General features: G+C 73.5%; 19 protein-coding genes. 6 read left to right on the plus strand and 13 right to left on the minus strand.

The features are described from left to right. From VK501_RS06325 to VK501_RS06340, 4 genes are read right to left on the minus strand one after another with little or no spacing between them, the layout of a single operon-like run. The gene (locus VK501_RS06325; RefSeq protein ID WP_324335764.1) at positions 1-1,053 is read right to left on the minus strand and encodes a 2,5-dihydroxypyridine 5,6-dioxygenase; all 1,053 of its coding nucleotides are present in this window, start codon (positions 1,051-1,053) and stop codon (positions 1-3) included. Between the two features lie 27 nt (positions 1,054-1,080). Further along, on the minus strand, positions 1,081-1,923 hold the full coding sequence (locus tag VK501_RS06330; RefSeq protein ID WP_324335766.1) for an alpha/beta hydrolase: 843 nt from the start codon (positions 1,921-1,923) through the stop codon (positions 1,081-1,083). Beyond that, positions 1,910-2,917 (minus strand): 3-isopropylmalate dehydrogenase, encoded by a 1,008-nt coding sequence (gene leuB / locus VK501_RS06335; protein WP_324335768.1) that lies wholly within the window; start codon positions 2,915-2,917, stop codon positions 1,910-1,912. The genes VK501_RS06330 and leuB overlap by 14 nt, the downstream gene beginning before the upstream one ends. Further along, the gene (locus VK501_RS06340; protein WP_324335770.1) at positions 2,914-3,570 is read right to left on the minus strand and encodes an isochorismatase family protein; all 657 of its coding nucleotides are present in this window, start codon (positions 3,568-3,570) and stop codon (positions 2,914-2,916) included. The genes leuB and VK501_RS06340 overlap by 4 nt, the downstream gene beginning before the upstream one ends. 80 nt (positions 3,571-3,650) lie before the next feature. On the opposite strand from VK501_RS06340, the gene VK501_RS06345 reads away from it, so the two are divergent. After that, on the plus strand, positions 3,651-4,352 hold the full coding sequence (locus VK501_RS06345; protein ID WP_324335772.1) for a GntR family transcriptional regulator: 702 nt from the start codon (positions 3,651-3,653) through the stop codon (positions 4,350-4,352). 391 nt (positions 4,353-4,743) lie between these two features. On the opposite strand, the gene VK501_RS06350 is transcribed toward VK501_RS06345, so the two are convergent. From VK501_RS06350 to VK501_RS06385, 8 genes are all read right to left on the minus strand, one after another. Further along, entirely contained in the window at positions 4,744-5,922 is a 1,179-nt protein-coding gene (locus VK501_RS06350; RefSeq protein WP_324335774.1) for an ABC transporter permease, read from the minus strand. After that, positions 5,919-6,575, minus strand: a complete 657-nt coding sequence (locus VK501_RS06355; RefSeq protein ID WP_324335776.1) for an ABC transporter ATP-binding protein — start codon at positions 6,573-6,575, stop codon at positions 5,919-5,921. The genes VK501_RS06350 and VK501_RS06355 overlap by 4 nt, the downstream gene beginning before the upstream one ends. Beyond that, positions 6,572-7,627 (minus strand): peptidoglycan-binding domain-containing protein, encoded by a 1,056-nt coding sequence (locus VK501_RS06360; protein ID WP_324335778.1) that lies wholly within the window; start codon positions 7,625-7,627, stop codon positions 6,572-6,574. Before VK501_RS06360 ends, VK501_RS06355 begins: the two co-directional genes overlap by 4 nt. After that, positions 7,624-8,208, minus strand: coding sequence for a hypothetical protein (locus tag VK501_RS06365; RefSeq protein WP_324335780.1), 585 nt, complete (start codon positions 8,206-8,208; stop codon positions 7,624-7,626). Before VK501_RS06365 ends, VK501_RS06360 begins: the two co-directional genes overlap by 4 nt. 45 nt (positions 8,209-8,253) lie before the next feature. After that, positions 8,254-9,630 carry a HAMP domain-containing sensor histidine kinase gene (locus tag VK501_RS06370; protein WP_324335782.1) on the minus strand — a complete coding sequence of 459 codons (1,377 nt, stop codon included), beginning with the start codon at positions 9,628-9,630 and terminating at the stop codon, positions 8,254-8,256. Continuing rightward, the gene (locus tag VK501_RS06375; RefSeq protein WP_324335784.1) at positions 9,627-10,304 is read right to left on the minus strand and encodes a response regulator transcription factor; all 678 of its coding nucleotides are present in this window, start codon (positions 10,302-10,304) and stop codon (positions 9,627-9,629) included. The genes VK501_RS06370 and VK501_RS06375 overlap by 4 nt, the downstream gene beginning before the upstream one ends. A 155-nt stretch (positions 10,305-10,459) precedes the next feature. Then, positions 10,460-12,145, minus strand: a complete 1,686-nt coding sequence (locus tag VK501_RS06380) for an ABC transporter substrate-binding protein (RefSeq protein WP_324335786.1) — start codon at positions 12,143-12,145, stop codon at positions 10,460-10,462. Beyond that, entirely contained in the window at positions 12,142-13,155 is a 1,014-nt protein-coding gene (locus tag VK501_RS06385) for an RNA polymerase sigma factor (protein WP_324335788.1), read from the minus strand. The genes VK501_RS06380 and VK501_RS06385 overlap by 4 nt, the downstream gene beginning before the upstream one ends. 97 nt (positions 13,156-13,252) lie before the next feature. Between VK501_RS06385 and VK501_RS06390 the strand changes: the two genes are divergently transcribed. Genes VK501_RS06390 through VK501_RS06405 form a run of 4 tightly spaced genes read left to right on the plus strand, consistent with a single transcriptional unit; the run spans position 13,253 to position 18,080 of the window. Next, entirely contained in the window at positions 13,253-14,470 is a 1,218-nt protein-coding gene (locus VK501_RS06390) for a sn-glycerol-3-phosphate ABC transporter ATP-binding protein UgpC (RefSeq protein WP_324335790.1), read from the plus strand. Further along, on the plus strand, positions 14,467-15,810 hold the full coding sequence (locus tag VK501_RS06395) for an ABC transporter substrate-binding protein (RefSeq protein ID WP_324335792.1): 1,344 nt from the start codon (positions 14,467-14,469) through the stop codon (positions 15,808-15,810). The genes VK501_RS06390 and VK501_RS06395 overlap by 4 nt, the downstream gene beginning before the upstream one ends. Positions 15,811-15,813: 3 nt before the next feature. Beyond that, the gene (locus VK501_RS06400) at positions 15,814-17,169 is read left to right on the plus strand and encodes an ABC transporter permease subunit (RefSeq protein WP_324335794.1); all 1,356 of its coding nucleotides are present in this window, start codon (positions 15,814-15,816) and stop codon (positions 17,167-17,169) included. Continuing rightward, on the plus strand, positions 17,169-18,080 hold the full coding sequence (locus tag VK501_RS06405; RefSeq protein ID WP_324335796.1) for a carbohydrate ABC transporter permease: 912 nt from the start codon (positions 17,169-17,171) through the stop codon (positions 18,078-18,080). The genes VK501_RS06400 and VK501_RS06405 overlap by 1 nt, the downstream gene beginning before the upstream one ends. Positions 18,081-18,663: 583 nt before the next feature. Here the strand turns inward: VK501_RS06405 and VK501_RS06410 are convergent. Continuing rightward, positions 18,664-19,284: a hypothetical protein gene (locus VK501_RS06410; protein WP_324335797.1), complete on the minus strand. Its 621-nt coding sequence runs from the start codon at positions 19,282-19,284 to the stop codon at positions 18,664-18,666. A 229-nt stretch (positions 19,285-19,513) separates the two neighbouring features. Between VK501_RS06410 and VK501_RS06415 the strand changes: the two genes are divergently transcribed. After that, positions 19,514-20,189: transposase (locus VK501_RS06415; protein ID WP_324335799.1), on the plus strand; the 676-nt coding region annotated here is incomplete at its 3' end.

Below are 20,189 nucleotides of genomic sequence, written 5' to 3' on the forward strand. Positions count from 1 at the left end.
TCAGACCCGCGCCGGGAGGTCGTCGGCCTTCAGGGACTCGACGACGACGTCGCCGTCCACGACGATCGGCTCGTCGTCGAGGTAGAGCGTGCAGTTGCGCATCGGCACGTCCACGTGGCAGAGCGTCTCGTTCGGGCCGCCGAGCTCGCCGTTGGGGCCGGTGGAGAACAGGACGTTGCCGTAGAACGAGCGGCCGTGCATGCCCATGCCGCGCCGGTCGGTCGCGAGGATCGACCACTGGGCGGTCTCGAGCATCCCCCACCCGATGTGGGCGATGCCGTAGGCGTCGGGGTCCCTGAACGAGGCCATGTACTCGCGCAGCAGGTCGGCGTCGACCGTTCCGCCGATGTGCTCGATGCGTCCCTGCTCGATCGTCAGCTCGATCGGGGTCTGCACGTAGGACTTGAACGGGAAGATGATGTCGCCCGGGGCGATCACGACCTTGCCGTCGACGCCGTCGTCGGCGCCGCCGGTGAACAGGAAGCCCGACGGCCAGTGGTCCCAGCGGCCCGGCGTGTCGGTGTAGCCGTACTGCGTGATGACCGGGTAGGCGCCCAGCTTGTAGGTGATGTCGCTGCCGGCCTCGTTGGTGAAGCGCAGCTCCTTGGCGTTGCCCAGCAGCTCCGCTCCGGCCTCGACCCGCTCGCGCAGCCGCTGCGACGGCGCCATCGCGCGGATGTGCTCGATCGGCTCGATGCAGAGCAGCACGCGCGTGCCCGACGCCTGGATCTCGAGCTGCTCCTTGGAGAAGAGCAGGAAGATCGTGTCGACCACGAGGTCGACGCCCTTGAGCGCCTCGATCGCGGGACGGTTGCCAGCCAGCGGGGTCTCGCCGACCTCCCAGGTGCCGACGTCGCCGTCGAGGCTCCCGCCGACGTGCGGGAGGTTCACGTTGAGCGCCGTCGCGCCGAGCTGGTCGGCCGCCGCGAGGAACGAATCGACGTAGTCGGACCGCTGGTGGCCCTGGGACAGCACGGCCACCGTGCTGCCTTCCACGATGCCGCAGAGCGCTAGCTCGTCACGACACATTTCCACGAAGGTGGGGACGCGCATGGGTGACTCTCTCTCCTCGTTGCTCGTTCAGACGTGTGCTGCCAGCAGGGGACGGACGACCGCCATGAAGGCGTCGAGCTCGTCCCAGGGAACCATGTGACCGGCTCCCCGCACTTCGTGGACGGTGGCCGCGGGGTTGGCCGCGGCGGCCTCCCGGACCCCGTCGGCGGTGACCACGGGGCTCGCGCCGCCATAGATCAGTGCGGTCGGCGCCGGCACGGCCGGCCACCAGGTGAAGAAGTCCTCGACCTCGGAGAACAGGCGCAGGCTCTCGAGCACCGCGTGCTCGTCGCAGCTGGCGACCCAGCGGGCGCGCACCTCGAGCTCGGGGCGCGGCCAGCGCGGGTAGAAGCGCTGGACCTCGTCGGCGTTGGTGCCGCGCTGACCCTCGTGCAGCTGCTCCAGGAACGCCGCGCGCGGCGTCGGGTACCCGCCGCGGCCCGGGCCGCTGAGCGGCGGGTCGACGATGATCGAGGCGCCGAACGGCACGCTGCTGCTCGCCGCGGCGTAGCTGGCGATCCGCGCGCCCATCGAGTGCCCGAGCAGCAGCGGGGCGTCGAGGCCCAGCGCCGCGACGGTCGCCTCGACGTCGGCGGCGTACTCGGCCACGGCGTAGGACGGACCGGTGTCCGACAGGCCGCGGCCGCGGCAGTCGAGCACGACTGGGCGCACGAGGTCGCGCAGCTCGCGCACGACGAAGTCCCAGGTCACGGCCGGGCTCGTGATGCCGGGCAGCACGATCAGCGGCCGGCGATCGCCGCCGTAGTCGAGGACGTGCAGGCGCACGCCGTCGCGCTGCACGTACGTGCTCTGCGCGTCGATCCCCGCGAGGTCGGCCCGCGCGTCCTCGCCGACGCTAGGCACCGACACCGCCCACCTCCTCCGTGGACCCGAGCTCGGCGACGAGCGCGTCGCCCACCTCGGTGCTCGTCCAGGTGCCGCCCTGGTCGGGCGTGCCGCCGCGCGCGGCCACGCGATCCAGCGCGTCGTTGAGCCGCTGCGCGTCGGCGGGCTGCCGGAGCCCGTGCTCGAGCAGCAGCGCGGCCGACCGGATCGTGGCCGTGGGGTTGGCGATCCCGCGGCCGGCGATGTCGGGCGCGGTCCCGTGGACCGGCTCGAACAGGCCGGGCGCCTGGTCGCCCAGGCAGGCCGATGCGGCCTCGCCCAGGCCGCCGGTCAGCGCGGCGGCGATGTCGGACAGGATGTCGCCGAACGTGTTCTCGGTGACGATCACGTCGAACTGGCCCGGGTCCTGGACCAGGCGCATCGCGGCCGTGTCGACGAGCAGGTGGTCGAGCGCGACGTCGGGGTACTCGGCGGCCATCTCCTCGGCGATCCCGCGCCACATGCGCGACGTCGCCAGCACGTTGGCCTTGTCGACCGAGGTCAGCCGGCCGGAGCGGGCGCGCGCGAGCTCGAAGCCCTTGCGCACCACGCGCTCGACCTGCTTGGGGTGGTACTCGCAGGTGTCGAACACCGTGCCGTCGGGCCGCGTGCCGCGGGCCCCGAAGTAGAGGCCGCCGATGAGCTCGCGCACGATCATCAGGTCGATGCCGCCGGCGACCGACGGGCGCAGGTTGGCGTACACGTCGAGCTCGCGGCGCAGCGCGAACATGCCGTCCTCGGGATTGCGCGCCGACCAGGCGTAGTCGCCGGCGCCGACGGCCCCCATGAGGATCGCGTCCGAGGCGCGGCAGGCCTCGAGGGTCGCCTCGGGCAGCGGGTCGCCGAAGCGCTCGATGGCGTCGGCGCCGATCGCGTGCTCGGCAAGCTCGATGTCGGGGACGACGGCCTGCAGGACGCGCGCGGCCTCGGCGACGACCTCCGGCCCGATGCCGTCGCCCGGCAGCAGGACGACCTTCACGACGCGACCTCCGCGGGCGCGAGCCCGCCGAGGTACTGCACGGCGTCGTCGAGGTCGATGACGTCGCCGTACTTGGCGTCGATGTCGAAGAGGTTGGCGTCGTGGGGGCCCTGCGCGCGGTCGCCGACGCACTCGCGCGGCACGAGCACCGGGAAGCCGGACTGCACGGCGTCGACGACGCTGGCGCGGACGCAGCCGCTGGTCGTGGCGCCGCAGACGACGACGGTGTCGGCGCCGAGGCTCGTCAGCGTGGCCGCCAGGTGCGTGCCGAAGAACGCCGACGCGCCCTTCTTGACGATCACCGGGTCGCGGTCCTCGCGCGGCAGGCGTGGATCGAGGTCGACGAGCTCCGATCCCGAGCGCAGCACGCGCAGGCCCGGGGCCTTGTCCAGCCACGCGTAGGCGTGCCCGTCGGCCTCGGCGGGGTCGTAGGCGATCGTGGTGTAGATCACGGGGGCGGCGATGCGCCGGGCGGCCTCCACGAGCCGTGCCGTGGCGGCGACGACGTCGGTGAGGTCGGCGCCCGTGGGCCACTGCGGCTCGGTGAAGCCGCGGCTCAGGTCCACGACCAGGATGGCCGGCCGCTGACCGCGGCGGACGGGCGCGCCGAACCCCGCGCGGTCGTAGGTGTGTTCCGTCTTCTCGTCGTACATCGGCCCCGGGAGCGTTGCATACATGTATACGGTGTGCAAGACCGGCCCTCCGAGATGTCCGCCTCCCTAAGATCCCGCTCGTGTCCTTCAGCGTCGATCAGTCCACCGTCCTGGGCGAGAAGACCAGCGTGGCGGCGGCCCGGCTGCTGCGCCAGGCGATTCTCTCGGGTGAGCTCTCCGCCGGCCAGGTGCTCGGCGAGGAGAGCCTCGCGCGCCAGCTCGGCATCAGCCGCACGCCGATCCGCGAGGCGCTCCTGCGCCTGCATTCCGACGGCCTGGTCGACATGCCGCCCAACCGCCCGGCGGCCGTGCGGAGCTTCAGCCCCGGCGACCTCCACGAGCTGCACTCGCTGCGGGCGCTCCTGGAAGGCCATGCGGCCGGCGTCGCCGCCGAGCGCCTCGGCGCGCCCCAGTTCGCCGCGCTGGAGGCCAGCTGCCAGCGGTACGGCAAGCTGCAGAAGGAGGACAAGGACCTCCCCAAGCTCGTGGACGAGAACTTCGCCTTCCACGGGATCATCGTCGAGGCCGCCGGCAGCGAGCGGCTGACGGCCATGATCCGCCAGGTCTCGGCGGTGCCGCTGATCTACAAGTCCTACATGACGTACTCGGCCGAGAACCGCACGCAGGCGTGGAAGGACCACCTCGGGATCGTCGAGGCGCTGAAGGCCCGCGACGGCGCCGAGTCCGAGCGCCGGATGAAGGCCCACATCGAGTGGGCGCGCGACGTGGCGCTCGAGCACCTGCGCCTGGTGACCGATCCGGTCGGCGCGGATGCCGACTAGGACAAGGCGCAAGCTTTCCTGCGGAATCGTGCGGCGCCTGGCTCGCGGGCGGTTCCCGCGGGCCTCGGTGCGCCCCGTGCGGGCGCTGGTCGCGGCGCGCGACGTGGTCCGTTGGCAATGACGAGGAGGTTGGCACCGGGCGCCGGCGTCGCCGGTCCTCCGCGGGCGCCCGGGGCCGGGTCGTTCGGGCGTGAACGATGATCCGTGCTGTTCTGACCCCCTATATCGGGGTCAGAACGACACGGATCCCGTGCGGGTCGCCTTTCCCTTGCGTGTCAAGGCCAACTCGACCCGGACCGCCCGCCTCGCGCCCCCGGCCGCCGGCGCCCACGGAGGGCGCCCGCGCCCGCGCCCGGTCGAACATCGCCGACGGACTTTAGGACGCCGTCCGTCACGTGGCCCGCAGCGCCTCGGTCGGCGAGAGGCGGGTCGCGCGCAGCGCCGGGTAGAGCCCGGCGACGGCCCCGATGGCCAGTGCTGCGCCGAGCCCTCCGCCGGCCGCCCACACCGGCACGATCGCCCGCCAGCCCTGCGCCCCGGCGTAGCCGGCGGTGACGAGCGCGCCCAACCCGATCCCCGCCGCGCCGCCGAGGGTCGACAGCAGCAGGGCCTCGGTGAAGAACTGCGCCGCGACGTGGCGCCGCCGCGCCCCGAGCGCGCGCCGCAGCCCGACTTCCGAGCGCCGCTCGAGCACCGAGATGACCATCACGTTGGCGATGCCGACGCCGCCGACCAGGAGCGCGACCGCGCCCAGGCCCAGGAACAGCCCGGTGAAGGCGCCCTTGGCCGCGGCCCGGGCGGCGAGCGCGTCCGACGGCCGGCTGACGGTGACCTCCTCGGGGTGCTCCGGGGACGCCGTCGGGGCGAGCAGCGCCCGGGCGGCCGCAACGGCCTCCTGGCGGGCGCGCACGTAGATCGTGCTCGCGTGGTGCTCCGTCCCGAACAGCCGCCGCGCCGCCGGGTAGCCGGTGAACGCCGTGCGGTCGAGCTCGGGCAGCAGCGGCACGGGCGCCAGGATGCCGACGACGGTCAGCCACACGCCGTCGGCGTAGACCTGCGGCCCCGGACGGTCGATGCCGAGCCGCCGCGCGGTGACGGCCCCGAGCACGACGACGGGAAACCGCTCGGTCGCCGCGCCGAGGAACTGGCCGCGGGCCAGCGTCGCCCCGACCGCCGACGCCAGCGAAGCATCGGCCGCCGCGAGACCCAGGCCGTTGGTCTCCTCGGCGGGGATGCGATCGGTGCGCCGCAGGCTCGCGGAGATCGTCGTGGTCGCCGCCGCGGTCCGGACCGCGGCCATCCCGCGGATCGCCGGGCCCGCGGCGGCCGGCAGCGTCGCGTCGTCCCCGAAGAAGCTCTGCCCGGGCGCGACCGTCAGCCGGTCGGTCCCCAGGCGGTCCAGGCGGTCGAGCAGGTCGCCCCTCGAGGACGCCGAGATCCCGACCACGGCCACCATCGAGGCGAGGCCGACGGCGATGCCGAACGCCGAGAGCAGCGTGCGCAGCGGGCGCATGCGCAGGCCGACCGCGCCGAGGCGCAGCAGGTCGCCGGCCGCCAGCCGGCTCCTCACGCCAGCCGCCCGTCGCGCAGCTCGACGCGCCGGGGCAGTGCCGCGGCGACCTCCCGGTCGTGGGTGATGACGGCGATCGTCGTCCCCGCCCGGTTGAGGTCGCGCAGCAGGTCCACGATCTCGGTGCCACGCCGCGTGTCGAGGTTGCCCGTCGGCTCGTCGGCGAGCACGATCGCCGGCCGGCCGACGAGCGCGCGGGCGATCGCCACGCGCTGGCTCTCGCCGCCCGACAACTCGGCCGGCACGTGGCCGAGCCGGTCGCCGAGGCCCACGCGGTCCAGCGCCTCGCGCGCCCGCTCGCGCCTCTGCGCCCCGGGCGTGCCGGTGTACAGCAGGCCGTCGGCGACGTTGTCGAGCGCCGAGCGCCCGTCCAGGAGGAAGAAGCGCTGGAACACGAACCCGATCCGCCGGCCGCGCAGCGCCGCGAGCGCGCCGTCGGACGCGACCGCCGCGTCCTGGCCCTCGACGAGGACCGTGCCCTCCGTCGGCCGGTCGAGCGTGCCCATGATCTGCAACATGGTGGACTTGCCCGATCCCGAGGGCCCGACGATCGCCAGCAGCTCGCCGGCCTCGACGCGCAGCGACACGCCGGCCAGGGCCTCCACGTCGCCGTAGCGCTTGACGACGTCGCGCAGCTCGACGACGGCCGTCATCGCGGCACCCGGACGCGGTCGCCCTCGCGGACGGCGCGGCCGGTGAGCTCGACGTAGCCGCCGGCGAAGAACCCCACGCCCACGGCGACCAGCCGGCCGTCGGCGCGCTGCACCGCGTAGCCGCCGCCGGTGCGCGCGACGAGGGCCTGCACGGGGACGGAGCGCACGTTGCGCCGGGCCGCGCGCACGACCTCGACCGACACCGGCGCCTGGTCCGTGCGCCCAGCGGCCGAGGCGCTGCGCAGCGTGATCGTCACCGTGACCCTCGGCCCGGTGTCGTCGCCCGACGCGCCGCCGCCGTCGGTGGTCGCGACCCGCCCGACGGTCGCGATCCGGCCGGAGGCGAACCGGCCGTCGGGCAGCTCCACGCGCACGCGGTCGCCACGCACCGCCAGCGACTGGTCGGCCGCGGCGACCCGCACGGTGACCGTGCGGCGCGTCGAGGTGGTGGCCAGCACCGGCCCGCTGGCCGGCGCGCCGAGCTCGGCGTCGACCGCCGCGATGCGCCGCGGTCCGGGCAGGAACGCCACGCGCCCGAGCTCCACCTCGCCGGTGGCGCGCATCCCGCGGTCGTGCTGCCAGGCCCGCACGGCCGCCGCGGTGTCGGCATCGTAGGTGCCGTCCACCGTGCCCGGGCCGTAGCCGGCGGCCGCCAGGCCGCGCTCGAGCTGCGTGACGTCGCGCCCGAGCAGGCCGCGGCGCAGCGGCCGGTACGCGGGCAGCGTGCCGTCCATGAGCACGACCGGATCGCCGTCGACGGTGAAGAGCGCGTGCCCGGGGCGGACGACCTGGCCGCCGTGGGGCAGCGTCGTGATCGTCCCGCGCAGCCCGCTGGCGAGGGTGCGCCGGCCGGCGTAGCCGAGGGTGCCGTCCACGCGCAGGCGGTCGACGAGCGTGCGGCGGCGCACGGTCGCCGTCGCGCCCGTCGAGCGCGCCTCCGCCCGCGTCCCCCCGTCGGTGCCCGAGCCGCCGCCCGTCGCGACCAGCAGCGCCCCGGCGAGGGCGGCGGCTCCGGCGGGCAGCGCCACCGCAGCGGCGACCCGGCGCCTCATGAGCCCTTGCCGACGGAGTTGCCGGCGACCTTGCCGTCGAACTTGCCGCCGCCCTTCATCGCGTCCCCGACCTTGCCGCCGGAGGGGCACGCCGCCTGCGCGCGCTTGAAGGCGGGGCTGTCGGGATTGGGCCCCGAGGCCCCGGACCCGGCCTTGCGCTGGATGACGATGCCGCCGCCCCGCGCCTGCGGATCGGGGACGTCGACGCCGTGTGCTCGCATGCAGCGCGCGAACTTCAGCGCGTCGTCGCGGAACTTGGCCTGCTCCTCCGCGCTCGGCTCCTGGCGGACGACGCCGCTCTTGCGGCGGCAGGTGCTGTCGATCGTCTGCAGGCGCTCGGGCGAGATGCCCCGCGGGAGCCGGATCGCCCGCCGCTCCGTCCCGTTGGCCGCCGGCTTGGGGTCGGGGAAGTCGATGCCCGCCTCGCGCATGCAGCGCGCGAAGGCCAGCTCCTTGGCGTCGTCGGAGCGGCTCCCGGAATCGCCGCCGGAGCCGCCGCCGCCACCGCACCCCGCGGCTGCCAGCGCCGCCCCGGCCGCGCTCGCGATCGCGAGCCTCCTCGTCCACCGTGTGATCGTCATGGACCCCATCCAGACGGCCGGACATGAGAGCCGGCTGAACGGCGGTTAGGAAGTCGGTGAAAGGCGCAGCCGCAGGCGGGCGCCGCCCGTCTCGGCGCGCTCGGCGACGACCGTCCCGCCGTAGGCCTCGGCGACCTGGCGCACGATCGCCAGCCCGAGGCCCGAGCCCGGCAGCCGCCGCGCCGCCGGGGCGCGGTAGAACCGGTCGAAGACGTGGGGCAGGTCCTCGTCGGCGATGCCCGGCCCGTGGTCGCGGACGGTCACCTCGCCGTCGCCGACGACGACCTCCACCGCCGCCCCGGGCGGGCTCCACTTGACCGCGTTGTCGAGCAGGTTGCGCACGGCGCGGTGCAGACGCGGGCGCGACGCGCTCACGGTGCATGGCTGCGCGTCGACCGCGAACGCGTGCCCGGGCGCGTGGTCGCGGATCGCCTCCACGGCGTCGGCGACGACCAGGTCCAGCCGCACGTCCTCGACGATCTCCTCCGGGTCGATGCCGTTGGGACGGGCGAGATCGACCAGGTCGCCGACCAGCACGGCGAGCTCCTGGATCTGGCTGCCGACCGAGGTCACGATCCGCTCGCGCTCCGGGCCCGGCAGGTCGGGCGCGCGCGCGAGCAGCTCCACGTTCGTGCGCACGCTGGTCAGCGGCGTGCGCAGCTCGTGCGACGCGTCGGCGACGAGCTGGCGCTGTGCCTCGCGCGAGGCCTCGAGCGCCGAGAGCATCTGATTGAACGAAGCTCCCAGGCGGTCGATCTCGTCGCGCCCGCCCTCGGGCAGCCGGTGGCTGAGGTCCTGGGTGGCCGCCACCTGCTCGGCGCTGGCGGTCATGCGCCGCAGCGGTCGCAGCGTGCCGCGAGCGACCAGCACGCCGAGCCCCGCGGCCAGCGCGATCCCGCCGAGCGTCACCGCGAGCAGGACCCAGAGGAGGCTGCGCAGGGTCCGGTCCACCTCCGTGAGCGGCCGCGCCACCATCAGGACCTCGCCGCTGGGGAGCCGGGTGTTGAGCATCCGCAGGTGCACGCCCTTGACGTGCCGGTCGCTCAGCGCGGCCTTCCCGATCGCGGGAACGGAGCCCAGATCGCTGGTGGGCAGCGGCGACCCGCCGCTGACCGACGCCACGACGCTCCCCTTGCGGGTCACCAGCTGCGCGATGCCGGTCGCGTCGCCGAACTTGGCCGACGGCAGGGCGACGCGCACCACCTCGTCGACCTTCTTCCCGGGCAACGGGCCGAGGAGCTCGTCCGGGCTCGGCGCGCCCGCGCCGACCACGTAGGCCTTGTTCTGCGACTGGCGCAGCGCGGTGTCGACCTCGGCGCGCAGGCCGGAGCGCACGAGCACGTAGACCGCCGCCGACGCGATGGCGATCGCCATCGCGACCGCGACCGCCGACAGCAGGACGAGGCGGCGCCGGATCGTCATGACCGCTCCTTGAGGACGTAGCCGAGCCCGCGCACGGTGTGCAGCAGGCGCGGCTCGCCCGCGGCCTCGGTCTTGCGCCGCAGGTAGCCGACGTAGACCTCCAACGAGTTGGACGCGGGACCGAAGTCGTAGCCCCACACGCGGTCGAAGATGACGTCGCGCGTGAGCACCTGACGGGGATGGCGCAGGAAGAGCTCGAGCAGGAGAAACTCGGTCTGCGTCAGCTCGATCTCGCGATCCCCGCGACGCACCTCGTGCACGACCGGATCGAGCTCCAGGCCGGCGAACCGCAGGACGAGCGGATCCTCCACCCAGCCTGAGCGGCGCAGCAGCGCGCGCAGCCGCGCGAGCAGCTCCTCGAGCGCGAACGGCTTGAGCAGGTAGTCGTCGGCGCCCGCGTCCAGGCCGGCGACGCGATCGCCGACCGCGTCGCGCGCCGTGAGCATCAGCACGGGGGTGCGGTCGCCGGCGCCGCGCATCCGCCGGCAGACCTCGAGGCCGTCGAGCTCCGGCATCAGGACGTCGAGGAGCACGGCATCGGGGCGCACCGCCGCCAGGCACCGGATCGCCTCCCGGCCGTCACCGGCCAGGGCGACCTCGAACCCGTCATGGCGGAGCACCCGCTCCAGGGACTCCCGGACCGCCGGCTCGTCGTCGACCACCAGGACGCGCATCGCGCGATCCTCCCCGCTCAAGCTGAACGCTTGCTGAAGGCGCCAGGAGACTGTGTCGCTATCGCGACCGGGGACCCACCTCCGGCGGCGACGGCTGGCCGTCGTGGGCCTCGGCCTCGCTGACCGCCTACGGCACCCCTAGCCGCCGGCCGGGCTCAGCAGCGTCCGGCGATCGCGCGCTCGCACGCCCAGGCGGCCTCGGCGGCGCGCTCGAGCCGCCGCGCGGTGGCGTCCGGATCGCGGGGATCGGCCAGGAAGTCCTGGAAGATCGCCCACATGCCCTGCTCGGCGGTGGCGCCGAAGGCGGGCGGCTGAAGGTCGGAGAGGTCGAAGCGCACGGTGGTCGCGCGCGCCAGCGTGGCGGCGGCGCGGCGCGTCAGCGCATCGGGGTAGACGCTCGGCGCGACCGACCGGTTGGGCGACAGGAACCCGCCGGCCCGCGCCCACGGCGCGGCGGCGGCCGCCGTGGCCAGATAGCGCATGAGCCGCTGGGCCGGGGCCGTTCCGCTGAAGGTCACCGCGACGTCGCCGCCGACGACCGCCGCGCCCGGGCGCCCGCCGGTCACGGTCGGGAAGTCGAAGAAGCGCGCATCGACGGCGCGGGTGGCGCCGCCGCGGGCGGTGGCCGTGGCCGCCGGCGGCAGGAAGTTGCGCACGAAGTCGGCCTCGTAGACCATCGCCGCCTGCGGGCGCGCGCCGAAGACCTGCGCGACGGACTCCTCGAAGCTCGTCTCCAGCATCTCGCCCGGCGTGCCGACCAGCCGCGGGTCGCCGAGCAGCTCGGCGAGCTGGCGCAGCACGCGCCGGACGCTCGGGTCCGTCCATTTGATGCGGTGCTCGGCCAGGCGCTGGTAGGGCACCGGGCCGGCGCTGCGCAGGTAGAGGTTCTCGAACCAGTCGGTGAGCGTCCACGGCCCGGCGCCGGCGACGGCGACCGGCCGGATCCCGCGGTCGGCCAGGCGCCGCGCGTCGGCCAGCAGCTCGTCCCAGGTGCGCGGCGGCTCCGCGATGCCGGCGCGCTTGAGCGTGCTGGGGCGATACCAGAACGTCGACTTGTCGGCGGCCTTGAACCACACGCCGTAGAGGCGGCCGTCGACGGTGGCGAGATCCCGCCAGGTCGCGCCGTAGTTGCGCGAGACGAGCGCGCGCGTGCCCGCGTCCAGCGGCTGGATCCGGCCGCTGCGCGCGAGGTCGCCGAGCAGCCCCGGCTGCGGCAGCACGGCGACGTCGGGCGCGCAGCCGCGCTTGAGCCGGGCCTGCAGCACCGCGGCGATGTTGCGCGTCTCGTAGGCGTACGTGACCCGCAGGCCGGTGCGGTGCTCGAAGTCCTCCAGCACCCGGGCGAAGCGCCGTGCCTCCTCCCCGTGCCAGACGCCCGCGACGACCAGGCGCCGCGGATCGCCCGACCCGCCCGCGCCGCCGGTGCCCGTCCCGCAGTCGGCCGTCAGCCGGACGATCGGCACCGCGATCGCCTCGGCGTAGTCGAACACCGGGCGCAGGACCAGCCCGAGGACCAGCACGGTGACGGCGCACGCCAGCGCCGCGGCGGTCCAGCCGGAGACCGGCCCGCCCGCCCCGCGCGCCCCGCCGGCCCCGCCCGCCCGCCGGCGGCGCGGAGCACGGCCGCCCGCCACGTCGCCGCGCAGCGCGCCCAGCACGCGCGCGTCCAGGCCGGGCGGAGGCGGCGGCGCCTGCGCGCGAGCCGTCCGCGCCGCACGCTCCACGCCCTCGACGCGCGCACCGCAGTCCGGGCAGCCGGCGACGTGCGCCGTAACAGCAGGCGACACGTCGCCCCCCAGCACCTCCTCCCAGCAGTGGTCTCCCGCGTGGCGGCGGCTCATGCCTCGCCCGTCCAGACGAAGTCCTCGTCGGCGCAGAGCAGCGCGCGCAGCGCCTCGCGCTCCGCCGCGGTGCACGGCAGGCAGCGCGCCAGCACGGCGTCGACCTCGCCGACCCACGACGCATGCGTCGGCGCGCGCTGCATCCGCCAGCGCGGATGGCCGGCCAGCCACGGCGCCGCGCCGGCCGGGCGCTCGTCGACCACGGCCAGGACCGTGCGCTCGCCCGGGATGCGCCGGTCCAGCCGCTCCAGGAAGGACACCAGGTCGCTGCCGGCCGCGGGATCGGCCGCGCCGGCGCCGCTCTCGTGCAGGCGGACCAGCAGCGCGTCGGCCGGATGGCGCCCGCGGCGGATCGCCTCCTCGGAGAGGACCAGCGCACTCTGGCGCGCTGAGTGAAAGACGCCCCAGACCTCCGCTCCGACCTGCGGCGCAGGGGTCTCGGCGACGGCCGGCGCCAGCGCGCGTCGCGCCCGGCCGAGGCGCGAGCGCAGCGTCGAGGCCGCGCGCACGCCCGCGATCTGGGCGGCCTCCTCGCTGCGACAGCCGAGCACGTCGACGAGCAGGAACGCCTCGCGGTCCTCGTCGGGGAGGGCCGACAGCGCGCGGTGGAAGTCCATGCTGCCCTCGCGGTCGGGCGCCGCGCCGGCGACGACGGCGAGCTCCTCGTCGAACGCGACGTCGTCGTGGCGCTGGGCCACGCGCAGGCGATCGCGGCACGCGTTGCGGCAGATCGTCAGCAGCCAGGGCCGCAGCGTCTCGTTGCGGCGGTACTGCCCCAGCGCGCGCTGCGCCTTGAGGAACGTCTCCTGCACCGCGTCCTCGGCATCGTGGTGGTCGCGGAGGGAGAACCACGCGAGATGCCACACGTCGAGCTTGTAGCGCTGGTAGATCACGGCGAACGCGTCCGGGTCCCCGAGGCGGGCGGCGTCGACGAGGCGATCGTCGGCGTCACCGTGCCCCGTGGCAGTCCAGACGTCGGACGTCCCGCGATTGACGATGCGACCCAACATCGGCGGTCAGCATCGCACGATCCGCCACATCATCTTCGGCCACCCGTCGTCAATCAGGCCTCCTGCGTCGTCTTAAGGGGCGGAGAGAGGAGCAACGGTGGCCGAAGTCACCTTCGATCGGGTCAGCAAGGTCTATCCGGACGGCACACGTGCCGTCTCGAATCTGGAGCTCGACGTCAGCGACGGCGAGTTCATGGTGCTCGTGGGCCCGTCGGGCTGCGGGAAGACGACGGCGCTGCGCATGGCCGCAGGGCTGGAGGAGATCTCCGAGGGCGTGCTGCGCATCGGCGAGCGCGTCGTCAACTACGTGCCGTCGCGCGACCGCGACATCGCGATGGTCTTCCAGAGCTACGCGCTCTACCCGCACCTGTCGGTGTACGAGAACATCGCCTTCGGCCTGCGCGTCAAGGGCCTGCCGAAGAGCGAGATCGGCGAGCGCGTCCAGCGCGCGGCGAAGATCCTCGACCTGGAGCCCTACCTGCAGCGCAAGCCCAAGGCGCTGTCGGGCGGCCAGCGCCAGCGCGTGGCCATGGGCCGCGCGATCGTGCGCCAGCCCGCCGCCTTCCTCATGGACGAGCCGCTGTCGAACCTCGACGCGAAGCTCCGCGTGCAGATGCGCGCGGAGATCGCCTCGGTCCAGCAGGACCTCGGCACGACGACGATCTACGTGACGCACGACCAGGTCGAGGCGATGACCATGGGCGACCGGGTCGCGGTGATGCGCAAGGGCGAGCTGCAGCAGGTCGCCACGCCGCAGGAGCTGTACGACCATCCGCTCAACCTGTTCGTCGGCGGCTTCATCGGGAGCCCCTCGATGAACCTCATGGAGGCGCGCCTCGTGCGCGACGGCGACGCCATGCTGGCCGAGATCGGCGAGGGCCAGGCCCTCGAGATCGACGCGGCGCTCATGGCCCGGCGCCCCGCGCTGGCCGCCTACGCGGACCGCGACGTCATCCTGGGCATCCGTCCCGAGGACCTCGAGGACGGCGCGGTCGCCGGCGACGCACCGCCGAGCCGGCGGCTGCGCGGCAAGGTCTCGCTCCGCGAGGCCCTCGGCTCGGAGATCATGATGCACCTGACCATCGAGGCGCGTCCGGCGGTCACCGACGAGATCCGCGAGCTGGCCGAGGACGTCGGCGGCCAGGCGCCCGTCTCCGAGCATCCCGAGAGCGCCATGGTCGGCCGCTTCTCCTCACGCTCCCGCGCCAAGGCCGGTGACGACGTCGAGGTCGTCGTCGACACCTCGGGGCTGCACTTCTTCGACCCGCACACGGGTCTGGGCATCTACGACCACGCAGGAGGAGCAGGCACGTGATCACGCATCGATTGAGCGGGGTCGCCCTCGCAGCGCTGGGAACGGTCGCGCTCGCCGCGGCCGGCTGCGGCAGCGACGACAACAGCAACAGCGGCGGGAGCGCGGGCTCGACCGGGGCCAAGACGACGGCCCCCGCCGCCGACGTCTCGGGCAGCCTCTCGGTCGTCGGCATCTGGACCGGCGACGAGCAGAAGTCCTTCCAGGCCGTGCTCGACGGCTTCACCAAGAAGTACCCCAAGGTGACCGTCAAGTACAACCCGGCCGGCGACAACGTCCCCACCGTGCTGGGCACGGCCGTCGAGGGCGGCCGCCCGCCGGACCTCGCGGCGATCGGCCAGCCCGGCGTGGTCAAGCAGTTCCAGGAGAAGAACGCGCTGAAGCCGCTGGACTTCGCCAAGGCCGAGATCTCGGCCAACTACACCCCCGACTTCCTGAAGCTCGGGACGATCAACGGGAAGCTGTACTCCTTCGTCTTCAAGGGCGCCAACAAGTCGACGGTCTGGTACAACGTCGACGCCTTCAAGAACGCGGGCGTCACGCCGCCGAAGACGTGGGACGAGTTCCTCACGGCCGCCAAGACGCTGAAGGCCTCCGGCGTGCCGGCGTACTCCATCGGCGGCGGCGACGGCTGGACGCTCACCGACCTGTTCGAGAACATCTACCTCCGCCAGGCCGGCGGGGACAAGTACGACCAGCTCTCCACGCACGCGATCAAGTGGACCGATCCGTCGGTCAAGACCGCGCTGAAGTCGATGGCCGACGTGCTGGGCGACTCCTCCAACATGGTCGGCGGCACCTCCGGGGCGCTGGAGACCGACTTCCCGACCTCGGTGTCGAACGTGTTCACCAGCAGCCCGAAGGGCGCGCAGGTGATCGAGGGCGACTTCGTGCCGGGCGTCGTGGCGTCCAAGACGAAGCTGAAGGCCAAGACGGGCTACGACGTCTTCCCGTTCCCGGAGACCGGGACGACCGGCCCCTCCGTGGTCGGCGGCGGCGACTCGATCGCGATGTTCAAGGACACGCCGGCGGGCCGCGCCCTCGTCCAGTACCTCGCCACCCCCGAGGCGGCGCAGATCTGGGTCCAGCGCGGCGGGTTCTCCTCGCCGAACAAGAGCGTGCCCGAGAGCGCCTACCCCGACGACGTGACGCGCACGACGGCGACGGCGATCGCCCAGGCCAAGACGTTCCGGTTCGACATGTCGGACCTGGCGCCCGCGGCCTTCGGCGGGACGCCCGGTCAGGGCGAGTGGAAGATCCTCCAGGACTTCCTCGCCAAGCCCACCAACGTGGACGGCACGGCGAGCAAGCTCGAGGCGTCCGCCGCGAAGGCCTTCAACTAGGCCATGGCCGCTGACGCCCGCGCCCCGGCGCCCGGGGGATCCGAGTCCCCTCTGCCGGCGAATCGGACCCGCCCGCCCGGCGGGCGCTGGCGTCAGCACGCCGTCACGGCGGTCTTCCTGGGACCGGCCGTCGTGTTCCTCGGGGTGTGGATCGTCTACCCGACGATCCGCACCGTCGTGCGGAGCTTCTTCGACCGCACGGGCGACCACTTCATCTGGTTCGACAACTACCGGACGCTGTTCACCAGCGACACGCTGGTCAAGGCCATCCAGAACAACGCGCTCTGGCTGGCGGTCGTGCCGGCGCTGGTGGTCGCCATCGGCCTGATCTTCGCGGTGCTCACCGAGCGCATCCGCTGGTCGGTGGCGTTCAAGATCGTGGTGTTCATGCCCATGGCGATCTCGATGTTCGCCGCGGGCGTGATCTGGCACATCATGGACGAGAAGGACCCCAACCAGGGTGCGGTCAACGCGGGGATCAAGGTCGTCCACGACGCGGTGACGCCCGCGGGCGTGCTGACCGCGGCCAACCCCGCGACGCCGACGCTGCGCGGCAACGTCACCGACGGCTTCGTCCTGCTCACGCCGCTGCGGCCCGGCGGCACGGCGCTGCTCGGCCTGACCGCGATCCCGCCCGACGCGCTGCCCAAGGGCGCCAAGCAGGCCGCGCAGCCACAGCCGCGGCCCGGCGAGGTCACGGGGACCGTCTGGCGCGACTTCAAGCCCGGCGGCGGCAAGCCCGGTGTCGTGGAGCCGCAGGAGCAGGGCATCCCGGGCGCGACGGTGGAGCTGCGCGACGCGTCGGGCAAGGTGGTCAAGACCGTCAAGTCGGCCGCCGACGGCGGCTTCGCGTTCACCGGCGTCGGCGCGGGCACCTACCGCGCGGCCATCGGCAAGGAGACCTTCGCCAAGCCGTTCGACGGGGTCGCCTGGCTCGGGCCCCAGCTCATCACGCCCGCGGTGATGATCGCCTACATCTGGGTCTGGGCCGGCTTTGCGATGGTGGTCATCGCCGCCGGGCTGGCGGCCATCTCGCGCGAGGTGCTCGAGGCCGCCCGCACCGACGGCGCGACCGAGTGGCAGGTCTTCCGGCGCATCACCGTGCCGATGCTCGCCCCCGTGCTCACGGTCGTCTTCGTCACCATGCTGATCAACGTCCTGAAGGTCTTCGACATCGTGCTGTCCGTCGCGCCGGGCTCGTCCCAGGACGACGCCAACGTCATCGCGCTGGCGATGTGGCGCACGTCGTTCGGCGGCGTCAACGACTTCGGCCTCGGGTCGGCCATCGCGACGTTCCTGTTCCTGCTGGTCATCCCGGCGCTGCTGCTCAACGTGCGCCGGTTCAAGAGGGAGAGCTGATGGAAGCTGCCACCGTCCCCGCCCCGCGGACCGCCGCGTCGGCGCCGGTCGCGCCCAAGCCCCGGGAGTCGCGGGCCGCGAAGATCGGGCGCTATGCGGGCAAGCTCCCGCTGCAGATCCTGCTCGCGGTGATCGCGCTGCTGTGGCTGGTCCCGACGCTCGGGCTGTTCCTGACGTCGCTGATGCCCGCCGGCTCGATCGCCGAGCAGGGCTGGTGGAAGGTTGTCGCGCACCCCAGCCAGGCGACGTTCGCCAACTACAACGCGCTCTTCGACAACAACGACCTGACCAAGGCGCTGATCACCACCGCGGAGATCGCGGTGGGCAACACGCTGATCCTGGTCATCGTCGCGGCGCTGGCCGGCTACGCGTTCGCGTGGCTGGAGTTCCCCGGGCGCGACGTGCTCTTCGTGATCGTCATCGGCCTGCTCGTGGTGCCGATCCAGGTCGCGCTGATCCCGATCTTCTCGCTGTACAACACCGCCGGCCTGTTCGACACCGTCTTCGGGCTGATCCTGTTCCACGTCGCCTTCGGGATGCCGTTCGCGATCTTCCTGCTGCGCAACTTCTTCGCGGGCATCCCCAAGGACATCCTGGAGTCGGCGCGCATCGACGGCGCCTCGGAGCTGCGGATCTTCTTCAAGCTGATCCTGCCGCTCGGCCTGCCGGCCATCGCCTCGCTGGCCATCTTCCAGTTCCTCTGGACGTGGAACGACCTGATCGTCGCGCTGACCTTCGGCCGCAACACGCAGCCGATCACGGTGGCGATCTTCTCCCAGCTGCGCCAGTTCGGCACCAACATCGAGCTCATCGCACCCGCCTCGTTCGTCTCGCTGGCGATCCCGCTCATGGTCTTCCTGGCCTTCCAGCGCTACTTCGTCCAGGGGTTGCTGGCCGGCTCGGTGAAATAGGGGCGCGGGCGCGGTCCCGCGCCGCGCCGCGGGGCCACGTCGAGGGACGACTGAACCGCGATATACGCGGTTCAGTCGTCCCTCGACGCACGTGGGGCCGGCGCCAGGGCATGCGGCGCGAGCGGCTGGGCGCCTGCGCCGCCGGCGTCGGGAGGTGCAGTGACGACCGCGGTTCGCGTCGTGCGCGGCGCGGGAGGCCTGCCGCCGGCGCGCGGGCCCGGCGCGCCCAGGGTGGGCCCGAACGCCGCGGCCACACCGCGCCAAACAGGCCCACCCGCCGCGCGCGCCCAGCGTGGGCCCCAACGCCGCGGCCACACCGCGCCAAACAGGCCCACCCGCCGCGCGCGCCCAGGGTGGGCCCCAACGCCGCGGCCACACCGCGCCAAACAGGCCCACCCTCCCGGCGTGCCTCCGCGGCAGACCGCTGGCGCCGGCGGCGCCGCTCACGCACTCGTCGTCGCCGCCGGACCACGCCCGCCCCTGCCACACGCCCGCGCGGAACGCCCCAGGGCCTCACACCACGACGTCGAGGGACGACTGAACCGCGATATACGCGGTTCAGTCGTCCCTCGACGCACGTGCCCTACCGAGCGGCGGCGCGCTGCGCGAAGAGCTCCTTGGCCTGCTCCCCGACGGTCGCCACGCGGACCGTCCCGTTGGGGAACGAGATGCTCTGGACGTCCTTGGAGCAGTAGGCGAACGCGAGGAGATCGGTGGAGCTCGAGGCGCCGAAGTTGTCGCCCGCCACCATGTAGCCGTTGGTCGTGCCGCTGGTCGCGATGGTGCCGATGAACGTGCCGTTGAGCGCGCCCGTCGAGACGCCGCCGCCCAGCGGCTTCGTGCCGGCCGGGCACGCCGCGTATGCCGTGCCGATCGAGCAGGAGGTCGTGCCCGAGCACAGGTAGCTGTTGCCCTGCGCGACAACGATGCTGGCCAGCGCCGACGGCCCCGACGGACCCGTCGCACCGGCCGCACCCGCGGGCCCCGGCGCGCCGGGGGGACCGGCCGGCCCGGGCGTCGCGGCCTTTCCGATCTGCTCCACCAGCGCCTGGCTGAGCCGCGACGGGCCGATCGACGCGACATCGAGATCGTCGCCGCTCAGCGACGCGTTGCGGATGTCGGCGCCGGTGAGCGACGAGTTCTCGATCTGCTTGCCGGTGATGAGCGTGGACGCCGCGGTGGCACCCCCCGCGCAGGCGAGCACCAGCGCGACGACCGACCTGAGATGCGACAGAACGGCCGTACGCGCCGTTCCTGGCGCTGCTGGCGCACCAGCGACGGCGTAAGACGAGACAGCACGAGTAGACCCCTTCCCTCCTTGGACCAGACGTCTCTGTGTATAGCTCGCCTGAGCGCCAACGCGCCTATACGGAGGTCGCAATCTAGGAGCGTGGGTCTGTAACCCGTCCGGGTCGCCGGGGACGATGCGCGTCATGTCGTCGTCGGGGTTGCCGGATCGGTTGATCGAGGTCGAGGCGGTGGAGGTGCCCGCCGTCAGGCGTGCGCCGGCGGGGGCGTCGAAGACGTTCCGGCCCTATCGGCCGGGGCAGGTGTTGTTGATGGCCCCCGACGCGCGGGAGTGGGTGCCCGATGGGGATCTCGCGCACTTCGTCGAGGACCTGGTCGAGGAGGTCCTCGATCTGTCGGCGATCTACGAGTCCTATGTCGAGGAGCGTGGCTTTCCGCCGTATGACCCGAGGTTGATGGTCAAGTTGTTGGTCTATGGCTACGCGATCGGGATCACGTCGTCGCGGAAGCTTGAGACCGCGACGCATCGTGATGTCGCGGTGCGGATGTTGTGCGCCGGCCAGCAGCCCGACTACCGTGCGATCGCCCGGTTCCGCGCCCGGCATTTGGAGGCGTTGGCCGAGTTGTTCGTGCAGAGCTTGGGGCTCTGTCGCAGGGCCGGGCTGGTGCGGTTGCACGCGCTGGCCGTCGACGGCACCAAGCTGCGCGCCAACGCCTCCAGGCACAAGGCGATGAGCTATGACCGGATGCTCAAGGCCGAGGCCGACCTCGACGCCGAGACCCGGCAGTTGCGCGCGATCGCCGAGCGGGTGCTGGCCGAGGCCGCCGCGGTCGATGCCGCCGAGGATCAGGAGTTCGGCG

Source organism: Baekduia sp. (assembly GCF_035318805.1).
In the GTDB taxonomy this organism is placed as follows: domain Bacteria; phylum Actinomycetota; class Thermoleophilia; order Solirubrobacterales; family Solirubrobacteraceae; genus Baekduia.

Bases quoted from the DNA above. Each gene is read 5' to 3' on its own strand.
- VK501_RS06325 (WP_324335764.1), bottom strand. From the start codon at position 1,053: ATGCGCGTCCCCACCTTCGTGGAAATGTGTCGTGACGAGCTAGCGCTC.
- VK501_RS06340 (WP_324335770.1), bottom strand. From the start codon at position 3,570: ATGTACGACGAGAAGACGGAACACACCTACGACCGCGCGGGGTTCGGC.
- VK501_RS06355 (WP_324335776.1), bottom strand. From the start codon at position 6,575: ATGACGGCCGTCGTCGAGCTGCGCGACGTCGTCAAGCGCTACGGCGAC.
- VK501_RS06360 (WP_324335778.1), bottom strand. From the start codon at position 7,627: ATGAGGCGCCGGGTCGCCGCTGCGGTGGCGCTGCCCGCCGGAGCCGCC.
- VK501_RS06365 (WP_324335780.1), bottom strand. From the start codon at position 8,208: ATGACGATCACACGGTGGACGAGGAGGCTCGCGATCGCGAGCGCGGCC.
- VK501_RS06370 (WP_324335782.1), bottom strand. From the start codon at position 9,630: ATGACGATCCGGCGCCGCCTCGTCCTGCTGTCGGCGGTCGCGGTCGCG.
- VK501_RS06375 (WP_324335784.1), bottom strand. From the start codon at position 10,304: ATGCGCGTCCTGGTGGTCGACGACGAGCCGGCGGTCCGGGAGTCCCTG.
- VK501_RS06380 (WP_324335786.1), bottom strand. From the start codon at position 12,145: ATGAGCCGCCGCCACGCGGGAGACCACTGCTGGGAGGAGGTGCTGGGG.
- VK501_RS06385 (WP_324335788.1), bottom strand. From the start codon at position 13,155: ATGTTGGGTCGCATCGTCAATCGCGGGACGTCCGACGTCTGGACTGCC.
- VK501_RS06400 (WP_324335794.1), top strand. From the start codon at position 15,814: ATGGCCGCTGACGCCCGCGCCCCGGCGCCCGGGGGATCCGAGTCCCCT.
- VK501_RS06405 (WP_324335796.1), top strand. From the start codon at position 17,169: ATGGAAGCTGCCACCGTCCCCGCCCCGCGGACCGCCGCGTCGGCGCCG.